We start from the raw sequence: 26,988 nt of genomic DNA, 5'->3' as shown, positions 1-26,988 counted from the left end.
AATCGGATCGGGTCTCTCTTGGAGGAAATCTGACACGCTGTATTACGGATCACGCCACGGCTTTTCTATCAGCGTCGTTGGCGAGTTCAAGCTTGTCCCGCTCGGCCTCCGGCACCGAACCGGCCGGGCGATGCACGTCATGTGTTACGAATCCCTGTTCGCGACTCGGCACATCGAACCAGTCCTGATGAGAGAAGGAGCCGCGAATGTCTTCAAGCCCGCTTTCCCAGTGCTCCTTCATCGTGTCGACGCTGAATTCGTAGTCCTTGTAGTGCCCCTCATAGGGCTTGTTCTTGTAGATCAGATGGACCACGTTGATCGCGCTGCCGTTGGCCACGCATTCGGCGCGACGAAACATCGGGTTCGATTTAATCAGCGCGGACGGAACCTGCTGCAGGAGCTCCTTGATGAAGCGAGCGTGCTTCTGCCGTTCCGCCAGCATGCTCGTGATTGCGCGCGTACGGCTCGAGTACTGGATGTCCTTGGCGCGCTCGGAGACATCGAGGAAGTCGCCGGGGACGTTCCCTCGCGCGCTCCACAGGTCAACCTGGAAGACCAGCGTATCCTTGTTTTCCGCGTCGCGAAGCACCTCGGTGAGCGGCGTGTTCGAAACGAGGCCGCCGTCCCAGTAGTACTCGCCGTCGATCTCGACTGCCGGAAAGCCCGGCGGCAGTGCCCCCGAAGCCGTGAAATGCTCCGGCTTGAGACGCATCTTCGTGTTGTCGAAGTAGCACAGATTGCCTGTCCGCACGTTGACGGCGCCTACCGAGACGCGGATATCGCCGTCGTTGATACGATCGAAGTCCGCGAATTTCAGCAGCGTCGCCTTCAGCGCGGCCGTATCGTAATAGCTCACCGCGCTCGGGCTTTGCCTGCCGAGACCTGCCACGGGCAACGGAAAGCGCGGCGCGAAGAAGCCCGGCTGCCCCTCGGTGAGCGCCCGGCCGGCTGCCCACATGCTCGCCCACTTGCGCGCCAGATCCTGCATGCCGAGTCCGGGCAGCGCCCATGAACCGATGCTGCCTGCCCAGTCGAGCGGATGACAGATCGAGTTCCAGAAACCGCGTAGCGCATCGACGCGGTTCTCGGGCGCGTTGCCGGCGATGATCGCGGTGTTCAGCGCGCCGATCGAGATGCCTGCAATCCGGTGCGGCTGTACACCCGCTTCGACCAGACCTTCGACCACACCGGCCTGATAGGAGCCGAGTGCGCCGCCGCCCTGAAGCACCAGCGCGATTTCGTCGTAGTGCGGCAGCACAAACGCATCCGACTGCCCGCCTATTCTCTTTAGATCGCTGCGCATATGTGGCCTCTCAGTGCATGGACCAGCCATGGCTGACGATGACCGACTGCCCGGTGAGAGCGGCCGACTCGAAGCCCGCGAGGAACGCAACCGTATTCGCGACGTCTTCGACCGTCGTGAATTCGCCGTCGACCGTTTCTTTCAGCATCACGTTCTTCACCACGTCGGCTTCGGAGATGCCGAGTGCTTTGGCCTGCTCGGGAATCTGCTTATCGACGAGCGGTGTGCGAACGAAGCCCGGGCATACGACGTTTGCGCGAACTCCTCGCGGCCCACCTTCCTTCGCTACCACGCGCGCGAGTCCAAGCAGCCCGTGCTTGGCGGTGACGTACGCCGACTTCAGCTTTGATGCCTCATGCGAGTGCACCGAACCCATGTACACGATCGAACCACCGCGCCCGGCCGCGTACATGTGCCGGATCGCCGCCCGTGTCGTGAGGAATGCGCCATCCAGGTGGATCGCGAGCATTTTCTTCCAGTCTGTGAATGCATATTCTTCAATTGAATTGACAATCTGAATGCCGGCGTTCGACACCAGCACGTCGATACCGCCGAACTCTTCGACCACGTTCTCGATGCCTTGGTCGACCGCATCTTCATTCGTCACGTCCATCTCGATCGCCAGCGCCTTTCCGCCTGCTTCGATGATGCTCGACGCGGCCTTCTGCGCATTCCCCAGATTCAGGTCGGCGATAACGACGGCTGCGCCGAGGCTCGCGAGCTTACGTGCGCATTGCTCGCCAATACCGCTTGCCGCGCCGGTGACGACGGCGACCTTGTTGTTCAATGACATAACTGCTCCTTCCTGACAGGGTTTAAAGATTGGCTGCGAGCTTCATCGTATCGGCGGACGCCAGATAGTCGAACGCGACTTCGCCTATATCCAGTGTGAGGTTGGCGACCACGTGTCGTGCGCCCACAACGCGTTTGACAGGCAGATCGGCGATCGGCGCGAGCGCATGCGGATGCAGTTCGAGCGCGGCAGGACCCGACCACGCGCCAAGCACGCTCACATCGCGCAGATAGAAGCGCACGAGTTCACACACGCGCGGCGAACCGTCAACGTGCGGAATCACCTTCAACAGGTAGTTCGGAGTGTCCGCAAGCTTCTTGCGTTCGGCCTCGATATCGAGCGGCACATGCTTGAAGCCCATCGTGCCGGTTGCGATACGTTGCGTGCCGTAGTCGAGCGTGCCGAGCAGCGTGTCGTTGCCGTCGATGGCCAGGCGCGGCCGCGCAAGTTTTTTTGGAAAACCCCAAATCTCTCTGCCACCTGCAATGGGGCCCTCGTCATCGAGGTACATCGAATGCGTGTAGTTGCCGAACCTGCCTTGTGGGTCGCGCACGGAAATAACCTGTCCGCTCTCCGTGTAGTTGCCGAACCCGGACGAATCGGGCATCCGGATGAATTCGTAATGCACGAGGGCGTTTTCTGGACGCAAAGGTTCCGGCACGACCGCTCGCAGCGCATCGGGGTCTGTCTCGTACGAAACGATGAAGTACTCGCGATTGAGGAAGCGAAACGGCGGTCGTGGGTATGCCGGATTGTGAACGGGCATCGCAAAAGCGGATTGGCGGATTGAGGCAAGGTCCATGACGCTCCTTCAGGCATTGACGTGTATTTGGAACGCCCAAATAATAATGGGAAACGACGGACCATATACGCTCCCTCTGGACAACGCATCGTTTTCGCAACTGCAACATTCATACGGGAACCAAAGCGCATTGTCCTTGCCTGGGGCTTGCTAGCTGTATGTTGCGCGCTAGGCGGTCAATCCAGTTTGAAGGCACTCGCCGCCATGGTCTATCCTGCCGAGACTCGGTCTACTGGTGCCGGTTTGACACTCGAGATAGGACGACTTGGGGCTATAAGGAACGGTTTATACATGTTGGCATTCGCAAGGACAGCTTATTAAAGGCCGTTCTCGGCTGCATTGGTGGCAATGCTTGAGGCGGAGACTATTGATTCGCTTGGTTGGATCTGTAGGCGACGCTCGGATCAATCTCGGGTATTTGAAGCACGCGCGGATAGCCACAACGACCTCCGCATACCAATTGACATGCGACGTTCTAGATCGCCGCCAGATAGCGCTCGCTCCATGCCGCAATGGTATTTGCTATATAAAGCGCATCTTCTTTTTGTGTGACCAGATGATCAGCGTTGTCCAGCGAGAAAAAGCTCTTAGGGTGTTTTGCAGCTTTAAAGATAGCGTTGGCATTCTCGATTCCGACTGTTGTATCTCCGGGTGCGTGCATGACCATTAGAGGCCGTTTCAGCTGCGCAACGCGGTCTGCTAGACGGTGTTTGTGCGCATCGGTTATGAATTGGCGTTTTATTTTGAAGACTCGACCAGCAACCTGGACCTGTGCTTCACCGAGCTCGTCGATTTGCGAGAGCTGCGCGCCAAAATGGCCTGTCACATGCGCCGGGTCGCTAGGCGCTGCAATGGTTACGACCGCGCGAATTTCAGGGATGCTTGACGCCGAAGCAAGAACTGCTGCGCCCCCTAGGCTGTGCCCGATCATAAGGGTTGGGGCGCAATGGCTTGTACGCAAAAAATTCGCTGCGGCGATGAGGTCAAGGCAATTTGAGGAAAAGTTAGTCTCGGAAAACTCACCTTCGCTTCCGCCGATTCCCGTGAAGTCGAACCGAAGGACAGCTATGCCGTGCACCGTGAGTGCCTGCGCAATCCGGTGTGCAGCCACAATGTCTTTTCCACAGGTGAAGCAATGTGCGAACAGCGCGTAGGCGCGCGGAGGCGTATCTGGCCTATCGAGGCGTCCTGATAGTTTTTGGCCGTTAGGTCCCGGAAATTCTAACTTCTCGCTTAGCATTTTCGTTACTCCGTTTCCCCCGCCGTTTGGCGCCCATCGTGACGGCTGCCAAAGTCTTTGTAGACAGCGTCTTCGTTGTGACACCGTCACTGATTCAAGGGTATGTATTAGACCTTTCCGGTAAGCAACTGCCATACTGCGCCGTATCAACCTGTATGCTCGAGCAAAACGTAGCGGGACGACGTTTCAGTTGACGGAAGCAAGTTTGAAGATAGATGCCGAAAAGAAAAATGCCATTCAGCGGGATTGACTGTTTTTCCTGAAGCAACGAACTTTGAGGAGGCAACAGTAGATTCCTTCGTCGGCCGCTCCGGATAACCTCGAGGAACGATTGGCCTGAAAAATGGGGGTCGTAACTGTCGTGGGCGCGGCGACTGAATTCACCAGAGTCAAAAGGTGCCCGCAAGTATTCCCGCGTTTCTGGATGGACGACTTTTCGTGAATGGCCACGAATGTGCCTAACTCCCGGTCATTGTGATCGACGTCAACGATAAGCACCCGTGCAACACCCGGATCCAGCATCTTCATTCGTCGCTCACACAACCGTTTCGATCCAATCAGATTAACAGAGTGTCTTATTGCGACAAGACCGTCTATTGTTCTATTGCGGCAACGATTCGTTGTCGGCGGATGACTTTTTCCGGGCGTGGAAGAAATACACAATGCCTCCACTTGCGCAATATTGCGCGCCCAAGACCCAAAGCCGCCATGACCACCATCCTGCAACTCTTGCGCAACATTGTGCGCCCAAGACCCGGCAAAACCACCGTGACCACGATCCTGCAAATCAATTCCGCCGCCCGCTCGCAAGGCGCCCAGTCGACGCTACTCGCCAGCGAATTGACTGACAAGCTGCGAAAATCGAAGTCCGACGCGAAGGTTGTCATGCGCAATCTCCAAGCCGAGCCGTTGCCGCACCTCGACGACGCTGTCCTTGGCGCGTTCTTCACGCCAGCCGAGCAGCGTACGCCCGAGCAGCAGGCTATCGCCGCGCGCAGCGAAGCGCTGATCGCGGAACTGCAGACTGCGGACATCATCGTGATCGGCGCGCCGATGTACAACTTCGGTATCTCGTCGCAGCTCAAGACATACTTCGACTGGGTCGCACGCGCAGGCATCACCTTCCAGTACACTGCGAACGGCCCAGAAGGCCTCCTGAACGGCAAGAAGGTTTTCGTGGTCTCGGCGCGCGGCGGCATGTATCAAGGCACCCCGAATGACAGCCAGACGCCGTACCTGAGGTCGTTCCTCGGCTTCCTCGGCATGACCGACGTGAGCTTCATCTACGCCGAAGGCCTGAATATGGGCCCGGATGCCGCGAGCGCAGCGCTCACGAGCGCACGCGAGGCGATTGCCGCCGCGTAAGTCCACTTCGGCGCTCCGCGCCGGACGCCACTATGCAAAGACGCAACGACAGTTAGTCGTCAGGCGCCTCACGCAGTAACTCCCGAACTCCGGTTGGCCGCACAGGACATCGGGGTTCTGGCGTTTGTGTGCAGCAAAAGCTTTCTGATGGCTAGCCTGACGTCGGCACTGCGATCGTCTTGAGCTCGGGATTGCAGCAGTAAGCGTTGAGTCCGCGCAAACCTTACCATCGTGTTTAAAAACTTACGTGTACCTCATGCTGTTGCCTTTGATTTTTCGTTATTCTGTATAGTCTGCCGTTGCGTTTGGCAGACTCCGCTGTTGCGCTTCACTGCGAGCGCATGCACGGCCCAAAGTACCTCTGGTTTACGGGCGTTGTGATTGCCAGAATGATGGTCAGCGATGTAATCCGGTTGATCGGAATGCGCAGTGCCAGCAGACCGAGGCCAGCCGTGTAGCCGTTCGGCACGTTTGCCGCGATACCACCGAGAATGATCGAAAACAGCAGAGGCACACGTGAACCACGTGGGCAGAAATTTTCCAAGCTGGCTGACCGGGTCATCGTCGAGTGTGTCGCCCAGCAACAGTAACTGTACAAACAGCTCACGCAGTTCAAGGGCGGTCCGGGTGTGGCGCCGTTGCGGCATAACGAAATCATGCAGGCGATGGTCAAAGACCTGTCGCCGGACGAAATGAAATCACTCGCGGCCTTCGATGCGGCGCAAACGCCTGCGCCGGGTACGACTTCAAACGCAGCGCTCGTCAACGCCGGCGAGCTTGTCTATAGACACGGTGGTACGAACGGCGCGTCAGCGTGCGTTTCATGCTATCGCGCAACGGGAGGCGGTATCGAGCCTGATTTCCCCCGCATCACCGGTCAGCATGAAGAGTATGTTGAAACACAACTCCATGCATGGAAGAGCGGAACGCGCGGGGGCAAGAGAAAGTTGATGAGTCTGAGATCGTTCCGCTGTTGAGCGACGACGAAATTGCGTCTGTTTCCGCTTATGTGGCAGCGCTGACGCAATGAAAACCGGACGGCCTGTCACGCAGGCAATCCACTCAGCCAAGTCCCCTTCTATGACATCGGGAGGGACATCGGCCAAGCCTTCAATCTCTTCCGCCCGACCTTGCCGATCAATCCGCCCTCAAACGGCAAACACTCGACGAGCATCGATCCACAAGATTGGATGTCGCTCCGTGCGTTCTCCTTATGAGCATTGCACGACCGTCATGTCGGCCTCGCCCCGATTTCTGGGGATTCTCCGGAGGACAGCCGTAGCAACGATCTCTGCCTCGTTTCGTTCGCTGGCGGTCAACGCTTGCTGGTCGTTTGAAGACGATGGTGTTGATGCCGGTTCATTGACGGAGCATGTCACGCGCTTGCCGTCGTGCAGCTGAACGGTCGTCACGTAACTAGGCTGAGGCGCCGCTGCCGACGCGGCACCGACTGAGGAAACGACCAAAGTAAAGATAGTAGCAATCTGATAAAACCTACACATGAAAATCCTCCAATATCGAATTTGACGCCGAAACGCTGTACGGATTTTTAACGAATCCGCCTTAACGCAACCTTAACGATCCGGGTCGAAAAGACACCGAAACCTTCCACAACAGCGTGTCCAAACAACCGGAGCCGGTACAGCACATGGACCTTCTATAGCGGCCTTCGTGCAATCGGCTTGCGCAGTTCCCTCTCAGTCCAGTGCGGCCTGATCACCTCCACGACTTGCACCGATTGTTGCGCGCTATCCACCTTTCCGATGGTTTCCGCCACAGCGAGACCGCAAGCTGTCTGATCGAGGAGTTGCTGCCGCTTCCAGACCACTGGCGTACAGTATGATGATGATCAATCTTGTACACCTGATCAATATGGCTGAGAAAATCGAACGGCCGACTCCGGAGCACGCGGGTGCCGACGCCACCCGCAAAAAGGCTAACGCCGATTACGCGTCTGCTGCGGAAGCGATGAAAATTCTCAACGTCCGCCAGCAGACGCTGTATGCGTATGTCAGCCGTGGCTTGATTCGAAGCATCTCGCAGCCCGGCCACAAGGGGCGTCTCTATTGGCGCGACGATCTCAAACGCCTTGAAGCCCGCTCTCTTGCCCGGCATGGCCACGGCGCCGTGGCGGCCTCGGCGATGAACTTCGGCGAACCGATCATCCCGACGTCCATTACAGAGATAACACCAGATGGTCCCCGCTATCGAGGGCGACTTGCGGTCGACCTCGTGCGCGCACGCGTACCATTTGAGGCGGTGGCGCAACTCTTATGGACAGGTATATTGAATGACGGCACGGTCACTTGGAAAAAAGCCAAACCGTGGCCAGAACTGAACCGGCTAATTGAATCCTCGTGGTCCCTGCGACACGGAAGCCTTCTCGACATGTTTTCTCTGGTCACGTTGTACATCGGCGGAAGTAAGCAATCTGCAATGGAAAGAATGGACGAAGGGCATATGTTTAACGCCGGCCGCCAGATAATCCAGACCATGGTTGGCTGTTGCGGACTGGTGTCAGATCAAAATCGCTACCATCCAATGGGGAATAACCAGACGGTATCGGAGGGGATATTAGCTGCGCTTTCGATCGAGCCAACCAGCGAGAACCGAGAAGGGATCGAGGCCCTTCTCATTCTGCTTGCTGACCACGAACTGTCGCCCGCTACTTTCGCTGTGCGAGTATCGTCCTCGACTGGTTGTACTCTTCATAGCTGCATCGTCTCCGGAATCTGCGCGAGCACGGGCACGCTCACGGGCCAGCTCTATGACCGAGTCGACGAATTCTTCGATAGCGCGAGTACGGTTAGCGCGCTGGTGCGGCGGGCGACTGCCTTGCACGAACGAGGTATGGCGATTCCCGGTTTCGGCCATCCTCTCTACCCGCGCGGCGATCCGAGAGCACGCTACATGATCGAACTGGCCAAGCGCCGCTCAGATCAACCACGGCAGATGACGTCAATTTACAGGTTTATAGAGAAGATGGAGGCCTTGCACGGCTTGTTGCCACGACAGGAGTTGGGTACGGTCGTGCTAACGCGAGCGATGGGCGTGCCGAAACACACGGCGGGGGCGTTGGCCGCCCTCGCCCGGGTCGCGGGCTGGCTGGCACACGTCCAGGAGCAGCGGATGTTTGGCACTGTGCTCCGGCCCCGCGCACGCTTCGTCGGTTCTCCAACAGGACCTGCAATCTAGCTGAGCACAGAAAATCGGCCGCTCCGAGACAGGAGCGGCCCAAGAGCACGCTGGCCTAGAACAGATGCCGAATGCCAAACGTCACTTCGGCTTGCGTCTGCGAACTCGATTGCTGAACGAAAAAGATAGCGGCGTTCCGCGCCGAGCCGGCCGCCTTTTGATAGATTGCGAACGCATACAGATCGGTTCGCTTGGAAAGCAGGTAGTCAATGCCGAAGTCAACCTGATGCCACTTGGGAGTCTTGTTGATTTCGTCGTAGCGTCCAATTGTGAAGATATAGGCGAGACCTGCGGAGAATGCCGGCGTGATACGCCATGTGCCATTCAGTTCCGCGTTGTCCAGGCGGAGATGACTCCCATTGAGATAACGGTACTGTACATGGGAGTACACCAGATTCTCTTGCGTCGGACCGACCGCGTACGAAGCAGTCGCGTCATAGATTCGCTGCGTGTCCACCAAGGCGGTCCGCGCCCCGACGGCACTGGTCTTGAAGAGACTAAACGGCGCCGGATAGTCACTGCCTGCCCCTCCGTTAGTGTTATCAGTTGAGTTCGGGCGATTAAGCTGCAGGTACCCAAGCGCGAGTTTGAGCTCTCCACGCCGGTAGGCTACCGTTGCGCTGTATGCGCGATTGTCGGCGAACGCACCAGCGGCGTTGCTGGCTGCATACATCGCAGCAAATGCCAAACCGCCAAACGTCGGGCTGGTGTATTTCACCGCGTTCTGGAAACGTACCGTACCGAACAGATTGTCGTTATCGGAAACGTGCGCTCCGTTCCCAGCAAAAAGTTTCGCAGCGCCCGTGTCGGCCATGAAGTCGTAGTTGGTGTCGTACTGGCGACCAAGCGTAAGTTTTCCGTACGCTCCGCTCGACAATCCCACAAATGCCTGTCGGCCAAACAGACGGCCGCCTTGACTTAAAGTGCCAGCGTTGCCATCGAACCCATTTTCGAGCACGAAGATTGCAGCCAGATCTCCGCCAAGCTCCTCGCGGCCCTTGAAACCGATTCGATTGCCCTGCATGAAACCGCTCACCGACTCAATCAGTCGATGTCCACCGACATTGCTGATGTACGCGGGGCCGGTGTCGATAATGCCGTAGAGCGTTACGCTGCTTTGCGCATTGGCGACCGAAGCAACGGTCGCGAGTCCTGCGACCATCACTGCATCAAGATATATTTTTTTCATTTCTGGTCTCTCTCAAGGATTACAGGCGAGCGGGTGCCTTGGCCATACCGCTCTGCTGAGCGGCGCATGGCACAAATCAAATCGTTGAACAGCGATTGAAATTACTCGGCGATATCAGCGTTGCATGTTTCCCGCGTTCGCAGAATCACTACGAGAGCGACGACTGCGAGGCATAGGTAGTAGACGCCGATACCGCTTGGGTCGCCATGATTCCTCGCCACGAGCGTGGCCGCTATCATCGGCGCGATCCCACCGCCGAGCACCGTACCAAACGCCTTTCCCATTGAAAAACCGGTAAAACGGACACGTGTCGGGAAGAGTTCACCGTAGAAGCTGCCGAACATCGCATACATAGGTGCGTGAATCACGCCTACAGCAATCACTACTGCCAGCACAATGACAGTCGGTGAGCGCCCGAGCAGCAGTTGAAAGAAGAAGTGCAGATAGATTGCAGAAGCCACAATCCCGATCAGATATACGCCTTTGCGGCCCAGACGGTCAGACAGCGCGCCGTAAATCGGCACTGAGACGAGTGCAAACGCATTGGCGCAGGCAATCGCACCGATAGCGACCGACCCCGGCATGTGCATCGTCTTTGTGACAAAGGAAACCGAATAGACACCAGTGAGATAGTAAAAAGTGCTTTCCGTTATGCTCACGACGAGCACCGCAAAGACTGGCCATTTGTAGTTGCGGAGCGTTTCGAGAACCGGAACGCGGGCGAGTTCGTGCTGGCCCTGCTGTTTTTTGAACGCATAGGTCTCTTCGACGCGCAAACGAATATAAATCCCGATGACGACCAAGACCGCACTTAGCAGAAAAGGTACTCGCCATCCCCATGACAACAGTGTTTCGTGAGGCAAGCGGGAAACCAGGAATACGGCTAGCGATGCCAGTAATACACCGAGCGGACCGGCGCTCTGCAATGCAGCCCCGAGAAAGCCGCGCCGCCCCTGAGCAGCGTTCTCAAGGACCATCAAACTAGCTGCAGCCGACTCACCACCTAACGCGAAGCCCTGGAAAAATCGGAGAATCACAAGAGCATATGTCGCGGCGATTCCAATCTGGCCATAGCTTGGTAGGAACCCAATCAGCGTCGTGCCCACGCCCATCATCAGTAGCGTGACCAGCATCATGGATTTGCGGCCGACCTTGTCGCCGAAATGCCCGAAGATAAGACCACCGAGCGGGCGGCTGGCATAGCCAACCGCGAAAGTCGCGTAGACGGCTATCGTGCCACTGAGCGGCGTGAGTTTCGGAAAAAACAACTCTTCAAACACCAACGGCGCAATGAAGCCGTACAGAAAGAAGTCATACCACTCCACCATGGTGCCGAGAAAGCTGGCAAAGAACAGCCGTTTCCCGCTGGCGGATCTGGTTTGAGAAGAGTCTAGTGGGGCGGCAGCGCCGGACCAATCGTGAGGCGTTCTGAGCGTTTTCATGCTTTGTCTCCATTGGTGAGAGTAGGGGCAACGAGATTGCCCATCCCTCTGTTCTTGATAGCTTTAAGTCATGACCTGCGACAGGACGGCTAATGCCTTCCTCAGCCCCGCATCCTGAATTTACCCACTTGCCGCTACTTCCGTCGCAGGCGTGGTCTGTAACAGGCTTTTCAAACTTAGCGATGGATCGCACAACTGCGCCGGCATGACAGGAACCCGCTTCTGAACAAGTCGCTTGATGACCAGCATCTCTGCCGGCGCATCGACACAAATGGCTGCGTCGATAAATCCTTCTTTCAACCAGAAGAAAATCGATTTGTCACCGTTCAGGCGTGTTACGGGCGTACGCGACGCGTCGGGAAATCCTAATATTTGCAGGTTCGTATTGCCCTGCTCTGACCAGAACCACGGCAACCCGGGATAGCCGACTTCCTTGCCGAGCAGCGCGAGAGCACACGCTGCTCCTTGTCGCTCCGCGTTGTCCCACGACTCTAGGCGTACCGGTCTCGCAGGTCCTGCTCGATGCGTGAACGCTGCGACATCACCACAAGCAAAGATGTCAGGGTCAACGGTGCGGCCCACGGCATCACAAAGGACTCCATTGGCGCACGGCAATCCCGCGCGCGCTGCAAGTTCGTCGTTCGCAACCATACCGACACCGGCAACCACAAGATCGAACTCGAGTTCTTCGGTTCCGACCACCGCTCGCAGCGTGCCGCCTTCGACAACATCGAGGCCGTGGATCTGCGTGGCAAGTCGGACGTCAATGCCGTTTGCCCGATGCCTGCTCAGCAATATGTCGCTAACGACAGGGGGCACGGTGCGTTCGCACAGTCGCGCACAAGCTTCGACGAGCAAGACCTCCAATCCCAACTCTCGCGCGCAGCAAGCGGTCTCGAGCCCGATCCAGCCACCACCCAGTACCAGAACGCGGGCCGCACGCGTCATCCGTTCACGCACTGCAAGCGCGTCATCAATAGTGCGCAGGTAGGCAATCTCACCTGTCGCATTGCCTGGCAATTCCAGCTGGCGCGGGCGGCCACCGGTGGCAATTACCAGCTTGTCATAGCCGATCGACTCTCCGTTATCCAGGTAAACCAACCGGTTGGGTCGGTCGATACGTTCTGCCGTTACGCCAGAATGAACTGCAACCTCGAGTTCCCCAAGGCGATCGGCGCTAAGCAACACCGTGTCAGCCGGCGCCTTGGTGCCCAGCAGTACCCCTTTCGAAAGCGGCGGTCGTTCGTAGGGTCCGAATCGCTCCGCACTCAGCATTGCGATTCCGCCACGATGGCCCTCAGCCCGCAACGTACGCACAACGGCTGCCGCTGCCTGCCCGCCGCCCACCACTACGACATGCGAATCCGAATCACGCACATCGTTCAGGTCGTTTTCCACGAATCATTCTCCTTGACCATTCAGCAGGTCACGCCAGAAAGCCCCTTCCGGCGGCAAGGGCGGCGGCGGTACGGAATGCGGACAGCATGCTGTAGTGCTGTGCGACGTTACGCCCGGCAATATCCATCGCAGTTCCGTGTGGTACGGTCGCACGCACGTAGGGCACGCCCAGACAGATGGTGCACGCGCCTTCAAAAGCGGCCGACTTCAACGCAATCTGTCCTTGGTCGTGGTACATGCTGACAATGACGTCGTAGCGTCCCTCAAGGCCGTGCCTGAATATCGAATCTGGCGCGCCTGGCCCGTGTGCGTCGATTCCCCGCGCTTGCGCGTCCTGTACCGCTGGCTTGACGATGTCCGCGTCCTCCTCGAACATCGCGTGGGGATTCAAACCGGCCACTCCGATGCGCGGCTTTGCAATGCCCCACGCACGTAGTGTTTGGTCAACAAGCTGAATGAGGTTCAGGACGGCTTCACGCGTCACGGTCGAAGCAACATCACGAATTCGGATGTGCTCCGTAAGCGGCACGACCCTCAGCCGGCCGCTCATACGAAACATAAACGTGCCTGCCGGCTGGAGGTCATCGATGCTGTCAACAGCTCCGGCGAGCTTGAGCGACGTGGAATCGACTGGCCCCATGATCCAGCCATCAAGGCAGCCATCCCGCGCGAGTTCGTCAGCGAGATCAATCCATTTCACCACTGACCGCCCCGCTGCTGCCGAGGGTTCGCCAATCCGGTAGTCGCCTGCACCGAGATCGCCAGGGTCAAGCACTACCATCTTGCCCGACGTGAAGGCCGCCGCATCGAACGTGTTGATGACCTCGAATTCGGCGCTCAGCGTCGCGAGCGCTGCCGCTGCACGAATAGAGGCGATGTCGCCAATCAGCAATGGACGGCAAACGCCAGCAAGTTCACGACTGACTGCGGCCTTGAACGCGACTTCCGGCCCGATTCCGGCTGAATCACCGATCATTGTCGCGATAATCGGCGGGTCCATCTTCTGCTCCGACCTGATCATTGCAATTTCCCGTCAGTTGTTGCAGTTCACGATGGCTGAACACGTTCCAGCTTTGCCAGCACTTGCCCGTCTTGCACACAGGCCGGATACGAAGCAATCGGCTTACTACACGGTGCCGCCAGCACCAGGCCTGTCCGAATATCGAACTCGCCTTGATGCAAACCGCAGACAATCGAAAACCCGTCAAGCATGCCGTCGCAAGCAAGTGAAGCTTCGCCATGCGTGCAGGTGTCGTCAGTTACGAAAGCCTGCTCACCTACACGCCAGACAGCAAGCACCTGCGCGTCGACAGTCACCTGAATGCCTTCGCCGTCAGGCACTTTGGAGAAGGCACAAAGCTCTGTCCACGGTCCGTCAGGGAGGTCGCCGATGCCGGCGACCTTTGTCCCATTGATTCCGGGGTTCGTTGGGTTTTCCATCGCGGACTCAGATCAGGAAAGTGAGGTTGTTCATTGGGCTGTCGTTGTTGAGCAGAAAGACCTTTTTTTCCTTGATGCGAAGGCCATTCGGTTCACGCAACAGCACATGCCGGTTACGACCGAACCACGTCTCCTGGCGATCGCTGCGTACTTCGCCAAGCACGAAGTTCGAACGCACGATGACGGACTCCGCAGATGCCTCCTCTATCACCAAGTTCGATACCACCCGCATCAGTCGTGAGCGCGGGTTCTGCGCATGTGCGTGACGCCCTTTAAGCCGGAACACGCGGTCATCAAGCTGGCTGCGCGTTTCATAGATAAGTGAAACCGACTTGTCCGGAGCCAGATTTTCTGAGTTGCACGGAACCCAATAGAGCCCGTCACTGCACCAGAGATCGAGCCAGTCGTTAAACCGATGCGCGTCCATCAGTTCGGCTTCACGAAAGAGGAACTGTGCCACCTCACCAAAGTGAATGTCGCTCGCGCCATGCGCATCCAGAACCGTCGCGTCTGCGTTATTCAATTTCCGCCCCTTTCGTCATCAATTTGAGCCAATGGCGCATCTGGCCACGCTGCGGCACTTCATCTGAGATATGGCCGATGATTGTTCCGTCTGACTCGACCTTCTCGCGCCCAATACCCCGAGAGATATCGATCCATGGGTCAACCTGAGCATTCATCCCGCGCTGCACCCGTTCGAAGATCTCCGCATCGTCAGGCGAACCGGCCCCAGCTGGCCCGTAGAACGACTCATGCTGACGCAGCCGCATAGTGTTGATCTCAGCACTCACGCCCTTGAGCAAGACTGGGAACATCAATACCTCTGTGCGCCCGGCCTCGAGCGGCACCATGATGCGGATCTGGTTATTGATAATCTGCATGTTGGGAAACACGCCGATATGCGGATCGCCTGCGATGGCAAGTAGCAGCTTCGCGTGGTCCGCGCCGTCGCGTGCCTGCAAGGCATTTATGTATTCAGTGCCGCCTGTTACGCCGCGCAGAAATTTCTCATAGTCCGAGAAGTGTTCCACCCGATGCTCACGCATATCGAGCATCGCGTGTCCGTGGCCTAAATCTCGCGTAAAGGTCTTCGCTTTGCCATCGAACGGATCGGCGCGGTGCGTGGCGCCGATACCGCTGTCCGCCTGGCGTTGCCACATCGAAACAACCGATGCGTGCACGTAATGCGGGTGGTAGCCATCCATGCCCACCAGCTTCCAGTTCCCGTTGTAGACGGTCTTGTGAACACCGGCGCTCACTTCAATCTCCCGATCGGGAGAAGCGTCGACAAGCAGGTCAATCATCTGCGCAGCCTGTCCCAGGTATTCTTCGAGAGGTGGCACGTCGGATGACAGTGACGCAAATACAAATTCCCGATAGACCGCAACACGCGGGGCCGCCGTCAGCGAATGGTCGTCTAGCGAGAACGACGGGCCATAACCCTCGGGGTCGGTCACGCTGACTAATTTCCCGGTATTGTCGTAGGTCCAGCCATGAAACCAGCAGCGAAAGAATTTTTCCCGCCCGGCCTCAACTTCGCACACTGCCGCGCCACGATGGCGACAGCGATTCATCAGAACACGCACAACGTGGTCGTGCCCGCGCACCATAATGACCGGCTGCGTGCCAAGCCGCCGTACGCGGAAATCACCGGCTGCCGGCACTTCACTTGCATGGCCAACATAGACCCATGAGCTATGAAAAATCTTTTCGATTTCGAGCTCGAAGATTTCTGGCGAGGTGTACAGCGCTGAGTGCACTCGTCCTGGGTCGACCAGTTCGCGTAAGGCTGCGGGGTCTGCTGCGTGCACATTCCGCACAAAGCGTACGGGACTCGTGGCGTTTGCCTGGTGTGAATCAAAATGTGAACAAATGTGTTCCATGAAGCCTCCTGCGTGTCTTTCTGTATATCGTTCTGTATAAAGCTCTGTTCGCCCGGTCTAGCTCGCAGAAACGGGCTGCTTCGCTTCAAGTAAGTCCAGCGCCGCGTCGACGATCATGTCCTCCTGGCCACCCACCATCCGGCGGCGACCCAGTTCAACGAGGATGTCGACAGTCTTCAGGCCATATTGCTGCGCAGCTTTTTCTGCATGTCGCAGAAAACTCGAGTACACGCCGGCATAGCCCAAGGCGAGCGTCTCCCGATCGACCCGGACCGGGCGGTCCTGCAGCGGCCGCACGATGTCATCCGCCGCGTCCATCAGCGCGTAAAGGTCGCAGCCATGCTCCCAGCCAAGGCGACTCGCAGCTGCGATGAAAACCTCCAGCGGCGCGTTGCCCGCGCCCGCACCCATACCCGCCAGACTGGCGTCAATCCGGTTACAACCTTCCTCGACAGCGACAATGGAATTCGCGACGCCGAGACTAAGGTTGTGGTGCGCGTGAATCCCAGTCTCTGTTTCTGGCCGCAAAGCGCCCTTGAGGGCTCGCATCCGATCGCGCGTGCCGCTCATCGTGAGAGCGCCGCCGGAATCAACGAGATAGATGCACGTAGCGCCGTAGCTCTCCATAAGCAGTGCCTGCCGGGCGAGTTCGGAGGGCTCAGTCATGTGGCTCATCATGAGAAAGCCCACCGCTTCCATGCCCAGATTTCGAGCGGCTTCAATGTGCTGCTTCGAGACATCCGCCTCAGTACAATGGGTTGCAACACGGACAACGCGCGCGCCAGCGTCGTAAGCTTCACGCAGGTCGTGCACGGTGCCAATACCTGGCAACAGCAGCGTTGCGACACGGGCGTGGCTCACTTCCTCCGCTACTGCCGCAATCCACTCGACGTCCGAGTGCAAGCCAAAGCCGTAATTGAACGACGAGCCCTGCAAACCGTCGCCGTGTGCAACTTCGATGGAATCGACTTTCGCGGCATCGAGCGCTTTGGCGATTTTCCTGACTTGCTCGATGGTGTACCGGTGCCGGACAGCGTGGGAGCCGTCGCGCAGAGTCACGTCGGAGATGTAGAGTTTGTCTTTCATTGCGTACTCACCGTGGCGGCGTCCTGTTTCGTGCTGGCCTCACCGCTATTGCTCAAGTGCGCGGCCATTGCCTCTGCCGTGGCCAAAGCAGCTGAGGTCATAATGTCCAGATTGCCGGCATAGGCCGGCAGGTAGTGCGCGGCGCCTTCCACTTCGAGAAACGCCGAAGTCTTAAGGCCGCTCAATAGTCCAATGCCGGGGACGTTAATCGGCTGGTCGGCTGGAATGTGTTCGAACTGGACGCGCTGTTTCAGGCGATAACCGGGAACGTACTTATTCACTCGCTCGACCATACGAGTGATCGCGGTCTCAATCTGCTCCTCACTACCGCCCTCTGAAAGCGTGAAAACGGTGTCGCGCATCAAGAGTGGAGGCTCTGCGGGATTCAACACGATGATCGCCTTCCCACGGCGCGCGCCTCCGACTGTTTCCAACGCGCGCGAGGTCGTCTCGGTAAATTCGTCAATGTTCGCCCGCGTTCCAGGTCCGGCTGAACGGCTCGAGATGGACGCAACTATTTCGGCATAGTGGACTTGAGAGACGCTCGAAACCGCTGCTACCACTGGGATCGTCGCCTGGCCACCGCAGGTGACCATGTTTACGTTCCGCGCCCGGAGGTGTTCTTCCAGGTTGACGACCGGAACACAGTACGGGCCGATGGCGGCTGGCGTCAGGTCAATTACGCGAATGCCGGGCTTCACCCGCCGCAGTAGCGCCTCGTTCTGTAAATGCGCGGCAGCCGAAGTCGCATCGAATACCACATCGACATCTTCGAACACCGCCATACCAACGAGACCCTCAACACCAGTGTCGCAAGTTTGGACACCGAGTCGGCGCGCACGCGCCAGTCCGTCCGAAGCCGCGTCGATGCCGACCATGACGCTTGCCTCAATGTGCTTTCCGTGACGAAGGATCTTGATCATCAGGTCGGTCCCTATGTTTCCCGAACCGATAATGGCCGCCTTCAGCTTTCTTTCTTGCTGGTTCATCTTGTCTCCACTCCAAACTGGAATTCGAATCTCGTCAGCGTCGGCTGTTTAGCCGCACGCCGCGTTTTTCGGAACCACCTATGCGAATGCCACTTCCGCGCTTCCAATGCCTTGCAGCTCGATTCGCATCCGATCACCGGCTCGGGCCACCACCATTGCGGAGAGCGCACCTGACAGCACGATCTCACCCGCCCGGAGCGAAACACCGAGTTCTCCCAGCTGATTTGCAAGCCATGTCACCGCATTCAATGGGTGGCCGAGCGCGGCCGAACCCAGCCCGCGCCCGATTTCTTCGCCATTGCGTTCGAACGTCATCCTGACTCCGGCGAGATCCAGCGAGCGAGGATCAACGCGTCCTTCGCCGATGACGAAGGCGCCCGAAGATGCGTTGTCGGCCACGGTGTCCTGAATCCGTATCTTCCAGTCGCGAACCCTTGAGTCGACAATCTCGAAGCAAGGCATGACACATTCGGTCGCGTCGAGAATGTCCTGGCTCGTCAGTCCGGGGCCACTCAGGTCTTGCCCGAGCAGAAAAGCAATTTCGCCCTCCGCCTTGGGTGCGATCAATCCATCGAGCGGAATCGTTGCGCCGTTTGCGAACTGCATGCCGGAAGTGAGTTGGCCGAAGTCAGGCTGACGCACATTGAGCATGTCCATCACTGCCTGGCTCGTAATGCCGATTTTCTTGCCGACGATGTGTTCTCCAGTCTCCCGAAGGCGGAGTTCCATCATCAATCGCTGGACCTCGTAGGCGTCCGATATGCTCATTTCCGGAACGGAATCCGTGAGCGGGGCAATGGGTTTCCGGGTAACGAGAGCCTGATAGAGCGCCTTCGCCGCAGTGCCGATTTCGTGTGTGTTCATATCTCTTTTCGTTCTCTGATCAGGATCACAAGGTGCCTGCATCCACTTCAGCATCGCCCGCTGTCAGGTAGTCCCACATGCGCTCAATGATTCGGCCGGCTGTCGTTGCGCGCTGGCGGGAGTCCTCTTCACTGAAAACCGCGCTGTCCACTGCACCTATCGCCCGCACTTCGTACTCAACCCGCGCCGCATCCTCCAGAAACCACGTCATGGCGACTGCTTCTTCAAGCGTGACACCCACGACTACGACTCCGTTCGCACGCATTACAACGGCGCGGGAAGTCCCTAACGTATCGACCACACCCTGTGCCTGACTCGCCGAACGCACAAGCTGGACATCCTTCCAGAGAGGAACACCTGGCGCAAAATATGACCCAGGCCCGTGGCGCGGGATAGGGGTGATGGAGGCGGCCGACAAGCTCATGAGATAACGCGGCATGCTTCGCACAACAGCGCCCACCTCAGGTCGTCGCGCATATATCTGCTGATGCACACAGACCTCGCCAAGCACTCCAGCGGGTAGCGGCCCCCGGATGGGGACTACAACTCCCGGCTCCTTTGTCACCAATCCCATTGGCATGGCGGCGCATGCCAGCAGGTGCTCATCATCCAACCGGACGCTGCAGTGGCCATAAGCGTGGACGAGATTGGCCCGCCCCAACGCCCGCGAGGCAACACGCAGCAGCCGTTGCTGTGCATCGCTCGCTTCCGCCGGTCCCGGATTCACGAGTGAAACTCCATGCCTTCCGGCTTCGAACCCCACATGCAGAATGAGATCGGCTCAAACGGGAACTGGCGGGGCTGGTGAGTCTTATCCTCTTCCTCGGTCAGAACCCGCACGCCGCTTGAATACTCGAACACCATCCCATCCGGACCCTCGAAATAAAGGAACATGGCGCCGGATGTCGGATGCCGTCCGGGACCAAAGCGAATCCGAACGTTCTTTTCCCGCAGGATGTACCAGGCGCGCATGATGTCGTCGATGCTTTGGACCTGGTGATTTATGTGCTGAACGCCGCCCTTCGGCGCCGGCAGCAGTGCGACTTTGTGATGCACACCGTCGATACGCAGCAAAGCCGCGTCACCGATCCGGTCGCTGACGCGCGCCCCCAGCACCGTGGTCCAGAAGGCTTCGTCACGCTTTGCATTGGTCGTACACAATCCGATGTGGCTAAAGCCGGTGATTCCCGCATCGCGCGAAGGAAAATAGCGGCGCCCGCTGTGATGTGGCGCAACAACCAGGTCGATGAGGTTTCCGCTAGGGTCGGAAAAGGTGATGAAGTCGTTGACGCTCCGCTGCTCGGCCTCGCCAACGCTCCCCTGTTTGACAGCGACACCTGCTGCTTCGAGCACGGCTGCGGCGTTCGTGAGTTCGTCCGGTGTGCGGACCTGAAAGCCGCTGACCTGATCGCCTGGATTCCCTTCCGTGTAGACAAGCGTATGGTCTCTGGCATCCGAGCGAAGATACACACTCTTACCGCTACGGCGTGCAACCTGAAGGCCGAGAACCTCTGTAGCGTAACGAACCGAACTGTCGAGGTCCGACGTGCCAAGACGAACGTATGAAACGTCGAGGAGGTCAATCATTTTGGGTCTCCTGTCGTCCGGACGGGCGTCCGCCGACATTGATATGGTTTTGTGAGGCCTGTACTGCCTAACGCAGCGCCCTGTGGACGGCGCAAACGCGAACTACATCTACTTTTCGGCCAGAAAATTGGCGACTAGCCTGTTGAAGCGGTCCGCCTGCTCAATCTGTGTCCAGTGCCCGCATTGACTGTAGATGTGCAATTGCGAATTAGGGATCAGCGAGTGGAGCCTCAACGAGGTGCTGGTCGGGATAACCCTGTCTTCACGACCGTGAACAATCAACGTTTCGTGGGACAATTGACGCAGGCTTTCCTCGGGGGTCGTCATCGCGTCGACCCAGCGTTGGCGCGGCGCCGGAAACATCTGTGCGAACGCTTCACTGCAGCCAGGGCGGATGCTTGCCTGGTAACGCATTTCTGCCAATGCCGGGGTAAGACGCGAGCGGTCGAAAGCAAAGTACTCGAGAATCCCCTGCATGTTTTCGAGCGACGGCTTGTAGCCCCACACGGCGTCGAGACCATCGGTAATCGGAAACGTCACACCAACACTTCCCATCAACACAAGCCGTTTCACGCGTTGCGGCTTGCGCGACGCCATCGCGAGCGCAAGTGCGCCGCCAAACGAGTTGCCAACGACGTTCGCCGATTCGATGTCCAATTCGTCCATGAAGGCGAAAACGTGTTCGACCCATTTGTCGAGCCCGTATGTACCGTCTTCCAGCCGATCCGTATAACCGAAGCCAACCATGTCTGGCGCGACGACGCGGCCTTGGTGCTCCAACGCAGGAATCGTTCGTTGCCAGTTTGCCCATGCAGTCACGCCCGGACCAGAGCCATGAATCAGTAAGGTCACGTCCCCCTTGCCGATGTCGTGATAGTTCGTCTTGATGCCGTTGGCCACGATTGAGCGGCCAATTTCATGGTTCTCAGTCACTTTCCATGCTCCGTCGTTAAGGACGGGATTCGCGTACCCGTCCTGACGGAATCGAATATAGGACTGCGCTTTCTATTGATCAATCTTGATTATCCAATCAACATCAAATCGAAAACCCTGCCACTACTTCACTCTTTTGCCAGGCGTTCGCAATGCCTCCCCCTGCTACTGCGCCGACTTCGACACATGCAAACACAGCAGTCCGTCGACCTATTTGCTCCCTACATACATCGGGACACCGTGAGCAACGCACGCGGCGCGGCGTTTGGCCGCTTTCCCCGCCCCATTGCCCAATCGCGTTGGTGGGCATCGACTCGGCTATCGGTGGATTCGACCTGTAGTCCGATGTATTGATAACGCACGATGACATGGCAAATCGGGATGCGCACCGATGAGTTCGCATCGCACATGGGTCACAAAGCGTTGTCAAACGAGGCCTGAGCCGGAGGAATTGACTGAGAAAAGTCGAGCGTAGAGTTCGATTGTGGGACTACTTGCCCGACCGGAGTTCTGAATTTCTTCGTGCGAGTAGTCTTAAAGAGATGCGAGAGGAAAGCGTAAAAATACGATCGCACCTGACAATGCGAATATTTTTTTGGCTTGATGGACACGATTTGGCTTGCTAAGGTCAGCAACGCAACTCTCCAAGAGAAGCGAGCTTAGTGAGGCCCCGTCCGATTCCCGGACAGGGCCTTTTTTTTTACATCGACTTCCTCAATTCATTCGCGAATGTCTGAACTGGCAACATCTACTGAGGCAGGCTATCAGGCTTGCGTCTATCTTCTTCGCCGCGAACCTTGCTCCGCGCTATTCGGAGTTGCACTGTTTAAGCCGATCCAGGAACCAACGACCGGCGGGCCTGGGTGTCGCGTCCTTCGGATATACCGCGAACATTCCCAGTAACGGGGCGGGTGGCTGCAGATTCTCGACTCGAGTCTGCACCAAATCACCGGGTTCTAGATCGGTCTGCACCATTGCAAGCGGCATGTGCTCCCACCCGAATCCTGTTCGGAGAAATGCGTGCTTCGCACCGAGGTCAGCCGGCCACCGGGTCAGTGGTGAGTAGACTCCGAACGCCTCGCCATCTGTGAGTTTCGAGCGATCCGTCAGAACTAGCTGCACAAGCTGTTCAAGCTCGCTCATGCAAATAACGCCTGTCTTTGAGGCCGTTGGGTACGTCGCGCCGGTGGCGGGTATCCGGTACGTCAGGCATAAATACAAAGAATTTAATTCTACAAACGTGATCTATATGTGACTGAACTACTGTGCCATGCACTTCCAGGTACAGCCTTGACGGTGTATGCGGGAAAACCTCCCGAAACGACCCGGCAGCGCCCGTGAGCGACGCCATCGGCGTGCATAGCTTTTCCGACGACTGAACGGTCCGGCTCCAGAGCTTCGACGAAAAGTGCGGAACCCTGCTCTGTTGGTCGCGGATAACGGTTGCCCCTGTCAAATAACTGCACATTGACTTGCGCTTCCAGATCGGCGAGAGTCTGGCTGACGACAGATTTAGCCCGCCGGAGTTTTCGGCCGGCAGCGGAGAAACGTGCCTCATCCGCAGCAGAATTGAAAGTCTTCAGTTCGCCCAAGGATATTTCTTTGAGCATCTATCGCCCGCGACGAGGTTAAGCATCGAAAGATATAGGCCTCCCGCGAATAAACCAGGCGCCTAACCTTGGGCCAATTCCATCTTCTGAACGAATATCCATGGAACATCCTGTGAGCGGCGTCCTAGAGGCGCCTGTTACCCTTTCCCAAATGACACGCACGGCCGCCGAGCAAGCTCGCTCGATAGGTGAATTGACCGTCGATGCACCTACTTCGAAATCGCGTAACGTTGTGGCACGTTCAACAGGACGTCGACACGGTCCCGTTACGCGGATCGTCAGTCCATCTGACATTGGCGCACTCATCAAGCCATTCGTGTTCCTGGACTATTTCGACATAGTGCCCAACGACGATTCGCTGTTTCCGATTCATCCCCATTCGGGTATCGCGACAATCACTGTGCTTCTATCGGGAAATTTGCGGTATGAGGACACGACGGGAGCATCAGGGATGCTCTCCGCTGGTAGTGTCGAATGGATGAGCGCGGGCAACGGTGTCTGGCACGAAGGTGGCCCTAGCGGGCGGGAGCGATTTAGGGGCTATCAGATTTGGGCGGCCTTGCCGCACAACCTCGAAAATGGCACACCTTGCAGCCAATACCTGCCGGCAGAGGGCGTTCCGAATGTCGGCCCCGCCAGAATCATCCTGGGACAATACGGGGATAGCCGTAGTGAAATCGGCGCTCCGCCAGGCATAAACCTGCTGCACGTCCGCCTATATGCAGGACAACAGTGGCGCTACGAGCCACCAGTCGGACACACCGTCGCCTGGGCGCACGTCAACAACGGCACTCTCGTCACCTCAGGCACGCGCCTTCAAAACGAGTTTGCCGCATTCGCTGCTTCAGAGGGGCCGCTGGAATTTGTCGCAGAGGATGATGTTGATTTCATCGTTGCGTCAGCGATACCGCATCCGCACGATCTAGTGTTGGGCTATTACTCCGTACATACATCGAAGGAAGCCCTCAGCATCGGCGAAGCTGGAATTGCGAGAATCGGCGAACAGCTACGTGCTGAGGGAAGGATCCGCTAACTGCCTCTATCGCCGAACCGCCTTTTCATACTCCGTCGCCAGCGCCGCTATCCCCAGACGTGGCGCTGCCTATCAAGCGCGATCCGCTTTTCCTCGGCGATTCGAAACGGACCAGAAGAACCGCAGTCATAGCGCTGCCCCGTACAGAATTCATGAAGGGAACCACCCAAGTTCCTCAAAGCACGACTAGTCGCAACGAATGATGGACTGCAACGAATCGTTTTTAAGGAATAAAGTGGAGAAGCTGATGTACACGATGAACAACTCATTGCGTTTGATGGTCGAAAAATGGATATCTCCCTCCTCGACAATGCCAGCTCGAGTGGCGCGATTCGGTCGCATGTCATCCAACCGCTTGCGCTATGTTTGCGTAGAGGCGCTGCGCCCCGCAGGTCCGTTGGAGCTATATTTCTTCCTCCACAACGACGGCAAGTGGCGCGTGTTTCCGCCAGACATTGCGCGGCCAGTCATGGGTGTGTCTTCAGTTAGCAGCTAATTTCGGTTTCGACTAGTGCCAACAGCGTTGCTCAGGCAGCATTTATGCGAGGGATTTGGCTGGGACAGAGCTGCATTCCTGTTCTTGGACAAGACGAGAGAAGTATTTGGTGAGGATTCTAAACGTGCTGCCACGAAGCTTGCAGCACGCGAGGTGCATTGCATTGGCGCAAACCACGCCCAAAAAAGTTCAGATTGAAAATACACATCCGTTTGGGGCCTAGAAGGCTATGGCAGACAAAGCCTCCCGAGGTTCACGGATACGGCTGAGGCCTATGGCACGAAGGTTGCCAAGAAAGGTCTGCTGATAAGTAGCCAACTCAGGCGCGCTTTTCGCCTGTAAAGGCCAGTTGATTCGACATAGAGAAAAGTCGGGTAATACGGAAGTGCTGCGCCGGGGGCTGCGGGCTAGGAAACTGTAGAACACACTACATCGTTATCGAAACATGAAGGCGTAGCGGGCGCTTGAACGAATCACGTTCTCGCTTTTCTGTTTGGCATTTTTTCGATACATGGACGGTCAGACCAGCCGCTCATCGCATCCGACGACAAGACCCATCTGCCGCCGAGTTTAGGAAATTGCTCGGACAAAGAAGGGCTCACTACTCCGGCTCCGTGCATAACTGCTCTGCGCCAGCCGCCGCTACAGAGATGATCAAATTGACATCTTCCAATCTGCTGGAATTTCCTGGGGGTTGCAAATCCTCGGACCACTCCGTCGCACATTTCGGCGATTTAACACTCACAAGCGCTTTTCAGCCGATTTTCAGCCTTTCTCACCGCTGCTCGATTGGATATGAGGCTCTTCTCCGTGCGCGCGACGGTTCCGGCGATAGCGTGTCTCCGCTGGAGGTATTCGAACGTTCCTCCTCCCTTGGTCGTTGGAATAACCTTGAACGCGGCGTTCAGTTGATGCACGCGTCAAACTTCATGCGGGTCGCGACAGCCCACGAATGGCTTTTCATCAACACTCGCCCTGACGGGTTTGTAGTCTCCGATGCTTACCGTCATCTGATCGAAGACAGTCTGAGACATCTTCACCTGTCACCAGAGCGCATTGTTCTCGAAGTGCTCGAGACCCCAAATGGCAATTTGCAGCGGCTGACTGAAGGCATCGCATCCTTTCGACAAAAGGGTTTCCTGATCGCTCTAGACGATTTTGGAGCCGGTCACTCAAATATCGATCGGGTTTGGCAACTTCAGCCCGACATTGTCAAGTTGGACCGCAGGGTGATAGAGCAAGCGGCTCGGCTAGCACATGTTGCACGCCTTCTTCCTACATTGATCTCCCTTCTTCATGAAGCTGGCGCGTTGGTATTAGTTGAAGGCGTGGAGACGCTTCAGGAGGCTCTCCTCGCGATGGAGTGCGACGCCGACTTCGCACAAGGATTCTTTTTCGCTCCCCCGGCCCCGGGTGGCGTGGACAAGGCCAAATCCCGAACGGTGATAGAAAACCTGTGGCAGTCTTATCGGACGCACGCTGAGGAAAAGAACAACGAGCAGGCCGTCCTGCTGGAAGCCTACGCAACCGCGCTTCAATCGGCGGCCGACCGTTCTATCGAAGGCGCAGACATTTCGTCTACCTGCAAGGACCTCTTGCGACTCGACGGCGCGGTACGATGTTTCATACTCAACGCCCAAGGCGAACAGATAGGCGGCGACATAAACGTGAATGGTCCAGGCGCATCCTCCCCCGGCCTATCTCTCGGTTTGATTGACCCACGCGGAGCATGCTGGGAACGGCGGCCATATTTTAAAAACGCGGTCGAACACCCGGGTGTGGTACAGATTACCAAGCCCTATCTTTCAAGCAATGGCGCGCATTTTTGCGTCACTCTTTCAATTGCCGTACCTATTCGCGGTGAGCTGAAAATCCTGTGCGCGGATATCGATTGGTAGCGGGCGGCGCAGCGAGAAAGTGTTGCCGGCTAGAGAGTTGATCGACCGCGCACTTCGGAATGTTGTCCGGCTACACGCGGATTCCGGTGCGTTGCCTCAATGCTGCAAGTGAAGCGGGTCGAAAGGCGATAGGCTCACGTAAGCGTTTCGGGCTGGTATAGTAAGCCACGCAAGCATAAAAAACGGCAAGATTTCCCTCTCAATTCGCCTGTCGATTTCAACCAAAAAATCGCCCATGCGTACATGGTTGACAAGTTCGGTTGGAAGAGGCCGTAACATCGAGTGAGTGCGGAAAGCCCGCTAGTGACGACACGAGCTGGGGCGTCGGATCGGTTCGAAAACCATGCAGACAACCGTCACTGGGGTCGCCTTCATCCATGTACAAACTCCGTCAGTATCATCCTGGAGTATTGACGACATTGAGTTGTCAGCTCATTTGTCT

25 protein-coding genes are annotated in these 26,988 nt (G+C 57.3%); 6 read left to right on the top strand and 19 right to left on the bottom strand.

What is annotated here, in order from left to right:
• Window positions 1–49 precede the first annotated feature (49 nt).
• From WN982_RS40370 to WN982_RS40355, 4 genes are all read right to left on the bottom strand, one after another.
• Window positions 50–1,303: a patatin-like phospholipase family protein gene (locus tag WN982_RS40370; RefSeq protein ID WP_341317525.1), complete on the bottom strand. Its 1,254-nt coding sequence runs from the start codon at window positions 1,301–1,303 to the stop codon at window positions 50–52.
• 10 nt (window positions 1,304–1,313) lie between these two features.
• The gene (locus WN982_RS40365) at window positions 1,314–2,096 is read right to left on the bottom strand and encodes a 3-hydroxybutyrate dehydrogenase (RefSeq protein WP_341317524.1); all 783 of its coding nucleotides are present in this window, start codon (window positions 2,094–2,096) and stop codon (window positions 1,314–1,316) included.
• 22 nt (window positions 2,097–2,118) lie between these two features.
• On the bottom strand, window positions 2,119–2,898 hold the full coding sequence (locus WN982_RS40360) for an acetoacetate decarboxylase (protein WP_341317523.1): 780 nt from the start codon (window positions 2,896–2,898) through the stop codon (window positions 2,119–2,121).
• 475 nt (window positions 2,899–3,373) lie between these two features.
• Window positions 3,374–4,138: an alpha/beta fold hydrolase gene (locus WN982_RS40355; RefSeq protein ID WP_341317522.1), complete on the bottom strand. Its 765-nt coding sequence runs from the start codon at window positions 4,136–4,138 to the stop codon at window positions 3,374–3,376.
• Between the two features lie 768 nt (window positions 4,139–4,906).
• Here WN982_RS40355 and WN982_RS40350 point away from each other — a divergent pair.
• Entirely contained in the window at window positions 4,907–5,503 is a 597-nt protein-coding gene (locus WN982_RS40350; RefSeq protein ID WP_341319578.1) for an NAD(P)H-dependent oxidoreductase, read from the top strand.
• 328 nt (window positions 5,504–5,831) lie between these two features.
• On the opposite strand, the gene WN982_RS40345 is transcribed toward WN982_RS40350, so the two are convergent.
• On the bottom strand, window positions 5,832–6,017 hold the full coding sequence (locus WN982_RS40345; protein WP_341317521.1) for a hypothetical protein: 186 nt from the start codon (window positions 6,015–6,017) through the stop codon (window positions 5,832–5,834).
• A gap of 142 nt (window positions 6,018–6,159) precedes the next feature.
• On the opposite strand from WN982_RS40345, the gene WN982_RS40340 reads away from it, so the two are divergent.
• Together WN982_RS40340 and WN982_RS40335 are read left to right on the top strand one after the other, a co-directional pair.
• Window positions 6,160–6,480 carry a hypothetical protein gene (locus WN982_RS40340; RefSeq protein WP_341317520.1) on the top strand — a complete coding sequence of 107 codons (321 nt, stop codon included), beginning with the start codon at window positions 6,160–6,162 and terminating at the stop codon, window positions 6,478–6,480.
• 862 nt (window positions 6,481–7,342) lie between these two features.
• The gene (locus WN982_RS40335; protein WP_341317519.1) at window positions 7,343–8,698 is read left to right on the top strand and encodes a citrate synthase family protein; all 1,356 of its coding nucleotides are present in this window, start codon (window positions 7,343–7,345) and stop codon (window positions 8,696–8,698) included.
• A 55-nt stretch (window positions 8,699–8,753) separates the two neighbouring features.
• Here the strand turns inward: WN982_RS40335 and WN982_RS40330 are convergent, their stop codons facing one another.
• The 14 genes from WN982_RS40330 to WN982_RS40265 all read right to left on the bottom strand — a co-directional run bounded on the left by WN982_RS40330 (window position 8,754) and on the right by WN982_RS40265 (window position 23,119).
• Entirely contained in the window at window positions 8,754–9,887 is a 1,134-nt protein-coding gene (locus WN982_RS40330) for a porin (RefSeq protein ID WP_341317518.1), read from the bottom strand.
• A gap of 101 nt (window positions 9,888–9,988) precedes the next feature.
• Window positions 9,989–11,329 carry an MFS transporter gene (locus WN982_RS40325; protein WP_341317517.1) on the bottom strand — a complete coding sequence of 447 codons (1,341 nt, stop codon included), beginning with the start codon at window positions 11,327–11,329 and terminating at the stop codon, window positions 9,989–9,991.
• Window positions 11,330–11,449: 120 nt separating this feature from the next.
• Window positions 11,450–12,727: an FAD-dependent oxidoreductase gene (locus tag WN982_RS40320; RefSeq protein ID WP_341317516.1), complete on the bottom strand. Its 1,278-nt coding sequence runs from the start codon at window positions 12,725–12,727 to the stop codon at window positions 11,450–11,452.
• Between the two features lie 28 nt (window positions 12,728–12,755).
• The gene (locus WN982_RS40315) at window positions 12,756–13,727 is read right to left on the bottom strand and encodes a 4-hydroxythreonine-4-phosphate dehydrogenase PdxA (RefSeq protein ID WP_341317515.1); all 972 of its coding nucleotides are present in this window, start codon (window positions 13,725–13,727) and stop codon (window positions 12,756–12,758) included.
• 47 nt (window positions 13,728–13,774) lie between these two features.
• Window positions 13,775–14,167 (bottom strand): non-heme iron oxygenase ferredoxin subunit, encoded by a 393-nt coding sequence (locus tag WN982_RS40310; RefSeq protein ID WP_341317514.1) that lies wholly within the window; start codon window positions 14,165–14,167, stop codon window positions 13,775–13,777.
• A 7-nt stretch (window positions 14,168–14,174) separates the two neighbouring features.
• On the bottom strand, window positions 14,175–14,690 hold the full coding sequence (locus WN982_RS40305; RefSeq protein ID WP_341317513.1) for an aromatic-ring-hydroxylating dioxygenase subunit beta: 516 nt from the start codon (window positions 14,688–14,690) through the stop codon (window positions 14,175–14,177).
• Window positions 14,683–16,050 carry a Rieske 2Fe-2S domain-containing protein gene (locus WN982_RS40300; protein ID WP_341317512.1) on the bottom strand — a complete coding sequence of 456 codons (1,368 nt, stop codon included), beginning with the start codon at window positions 16,048–16,050 and terminating at the stop codon, window positions 14,683–14,685. Before WN982_RS40300 ends, WN982_RS40305 begins: the two co-directional genes overlap by 8 nt.
• Window positions 16,051–16,107: 57 nt before the next feature.
• Entirely contained in the window at window positions 16,108–17,136 is a 1,029-nt protein-coding gene (gene dmpG, locus WN982_RS40295; RefSeq protein WP_341317511.1) for a 4-hydroxy-2-oxovalerate aldolase, read from the bottom strand.
• Complete coding sequence (locus WN982_RS40290) at window positions 17,133–18,125, bottom strand: acetaldehyde dehydrogenase (acetylating) (protein ID WP_341317510.1); 993 nt, start codon at window positions 18,123–18,125, stop codon at window positions 17,133–17,135. Before WN982_RS40290 ends, dmpG begins: the two co-directional genes overlap by 4 nt.
• Window positions 18,126–18,203: 78 nt before the next feature.
• Entirely contained in the window at window positions 18,204–18,989 is a 786-nt protein-coding gene (locus WN982_RS40285) for a fumarylacetoacetate hydrolase family protein (RefSeq protein WP_341319577.1), read from the bottom strand.
• Window positions 18,990–19,014: 25 nt separating this feature from the next.
• On the bottom strand, window positions 19,015–19,716 hold the full coding sequence (locus tag WN982_RS40280; RefSeq protein ID WP_341317509.1) for a class II aldolase/adducin family protein: 702 nt from the start codon (window positions 19,714–19,716) through the stop codon (window positions 19,015–19,017).
• A complete protein-coding gene (locus tag WN982_RS40275) occupies window positions 19,713–20,576 on the bottom strand; it encodes a VOC family protein (protein ID WP_341319576.1) in 864 nt (287 codons plus the stop codon). The genes WN982_RS40280 and WN982_RS40275 overlap by 4 nt, the downstream gene beginning before the upstream one ends.
• A gap of 108 nt (window positions 20,577–20,684) precedes the next feature.
• Window positions 20,685–21,509 (bottom strand): alpha/beta hydrolase, encoded by an 825-nt coding sequence (locus tag WN982_RS40270; protein WP_341317508.1) that lies wholly within the window; start codon window positions 21,507–21,509, stop codon window positions 20,685–20,687.
• A gap of 1,232 nt (window positions 21,510–22,741) precedes the next feature.
• A complete protein-coding gene (locus WN982_RS40265) occupies window positions 22,742–23,119 on the bottom strand; it encodes a LysR family transcriptional regulator (protein ID WP_341317507.1) in 378 nt (125 codons plus the stop codon).
• Window positions 23,120–23,219: 100 nt separating this feature from the next.
• On the opposite strand from WN982_RS40265, the gene WN982_RS40260 reads away from it, so the two are divergent.
• The 3 genes from WN982_RS40260 to WN982_RS40250 all read left to right on the top strand — a co-directional run bounded on the left by WN982_RS40260 (window position 23,220) and on the right by WN982_RS40250 (window position 26,546).
• Window positions 23,220–24,152 carry a pirin family protein gene (locus tag WN982_RS40260; protein ID WP_341317506.1) on the top strand — a complete coding sequence of 311 codons (933 nt, stop codon included), beginning with the start codon at window positions 23,220–23,222 and terminating at the stop codon, window positions 24,150–24,152.
• A 247-nt stretch (window positions 24,153–24,399) separates the two neighbouring features.
• Window positions 24,400–24,648 (top strand): hypothetical protein, encoded by a 249-nt coding sequence (locus tag WN982_RS40255; RefSeq protein ID WP_341317505.1) that lies wholly within the window; start codon window positions 24,400–24,402, stop codon window positions 24,646–24,648.
• A gap of 650 nt (window positions 24,649–25,298) precedes the next feature.
• Window positions 25,299–26,546 (top strand): EAL domain-containing protein, encoded by a 1,248-nt coding sequence (locus WN982_RS40250; RefSeq protein ID WP_341317504.1) that lies wholly within the window; start codon window positions 25,299–25,301, stop codon window positions 26,544–26,546.
• The last annotated feature ends 442 nt before the right edge of the window (window positions 26,547–26,988 follow it).

This window comes from Paraburkholderia sp. IMGN_8 (genome assembly GCF_038050405.1).
GTDB lineage: Bacteria > Pseudomonadota > Gammaproteobacteria > Burkholderiales > Burkholderiaceae > Paraburkholderia.
Note: the sequence above shows the minus strand (reverse complement) of the source record. Positions and strands in the feature narration are given on the sequence as shown.

Bases quoted from the DNA above. Each gene is read 5' to 3' on its own strand.
- WN982_RS40300 (WP_341317512.1), bottom strand. From the start codon at position 16,050: ATGGAACACATTTGTTCACATTTTGATTCACACCAGGCAAACGCCACG.
- WN982_RS40325 (WP_341317517.1), bottom strand. From the start codon at position 11,329: ATGAAAACGCTCAGAACGCCTCACGATTGGTCCGGCGCTGCCGCCCCA.
- WN982_RS40360 (WP_341317523.1), bottom strand. From the start codon at position 2,898: ATGGACCTTGCCTCAATCCGCCAATCCGCTTTTGCGATGCCCGTTCAC.
- WN982_RS40340 (WP_341317520.1), top strand. From the start codon at position 6,160: ATGCAGGCGATGGTCAAAGACCTGTCGCCGGACGAAATGAAATCACTC.
- WN982_RS40355 (WP_341317522.1), bottom strand. From the start codon at position 4,138: ATGCTAAGCGAGAAGTTAGAATTTCCGGGACCTAACGGCCAAAAACTA.
- WN982_RS40255 (WP_341317505.1), top strand. From the start codon at position 24,400: ATGTACACGATGAACAACTCATTGCGTTTGATGGTCGAAAAATGGATA.
- WN982_RS40250 (WP_341317504.1), top strand. From the start codon at position 25,299: ATGATCAAATTGACATCTTCCAATCTGCTGGAATTTCCTGGGGGTTGC.
- WN982_RS40285 (WP_341319577.1), bottom strand. From the start codon at position 18,989: ATGAACACACACGAAATCGGCACTGCGGCGAAGGCGCTCTATCAGGCT.
- WN982_RS40290 (WP_341317510.1), bottom strand. From the start codon at position 18,125: ATGAACCAGCAAGAAAGAAAGCTGAAGGCGGCCATTATCGGTTCGGGA.
- WN982_RS40275 (WP_341319576.1), bottom strand. From the start codon at position 20,576: ATGATTGACCTCCTCGACGTTTCATACGTTCGTCTTGGCACGTCGGAC.
- WN982_RS40260 (WP_341317506.1), top strand. From the start codon at position 23,220: ATGGAACATCCTGTGAGCGGCGTCCTAGAGGCGCCTGTTACCCTTTCC.
- WN982_RS40330 (WP_341317518.1), bottom strand. From the start codon at position 9,887: ATGAAAAAAATATATCTTGATGCAGTGATGGTCGCAGGACTCGCGACC.
- WN982_RS40315 (WP_341317515.1), bottom strand. From the start codon at position 13,727: ATGGACCCGCCGATTATCGCGACAATGATCGGTGATTCAGCCGGAATC.
- WN982_RS40265 (WP_341317507.1), bottom strand. From the start codon at position 23,119: ATGCTCAAAGAAATATCCTTGGGCGAACTGAAGACTTTCAATTCTGCT.
- WN982_RS40310 (WP_341317514.1), bottom strand. From the start codon at position 14,167: ATGGAAAACCCAACGAACCCCGGAATCAATGGGACAAAGGTCGCCGGC.
- WN982_RS40365 (WP_341317524.1), bottom strand. From the start codon at position 2,096: ATGTCATTGAACAACAAGGTCGCCGTCGTCACCGGCGCGGCAAGCGGT.
- WN982_RS40370 (WP_341317525.1), bottom strand. From the start codon at position 1,303: ATGCGCAGCGATCTAAAGAGAATAGGCGGGCAGTCGGATGCGTTTGTG.
- WN982_RS40335 (WP_341317519.1), top strand. From the start codon at position 7,343: ATGATGATGATCAATCTTGTACACCTGATCAATATGGCTGAGAAAATC.
- dmpG (WP_341317511.1), bottom strand. From the start codon at position 17,136: ATGAAAGACAAACTCTACATCTCCGACGTGACTCTGCGCGACGGCTCC.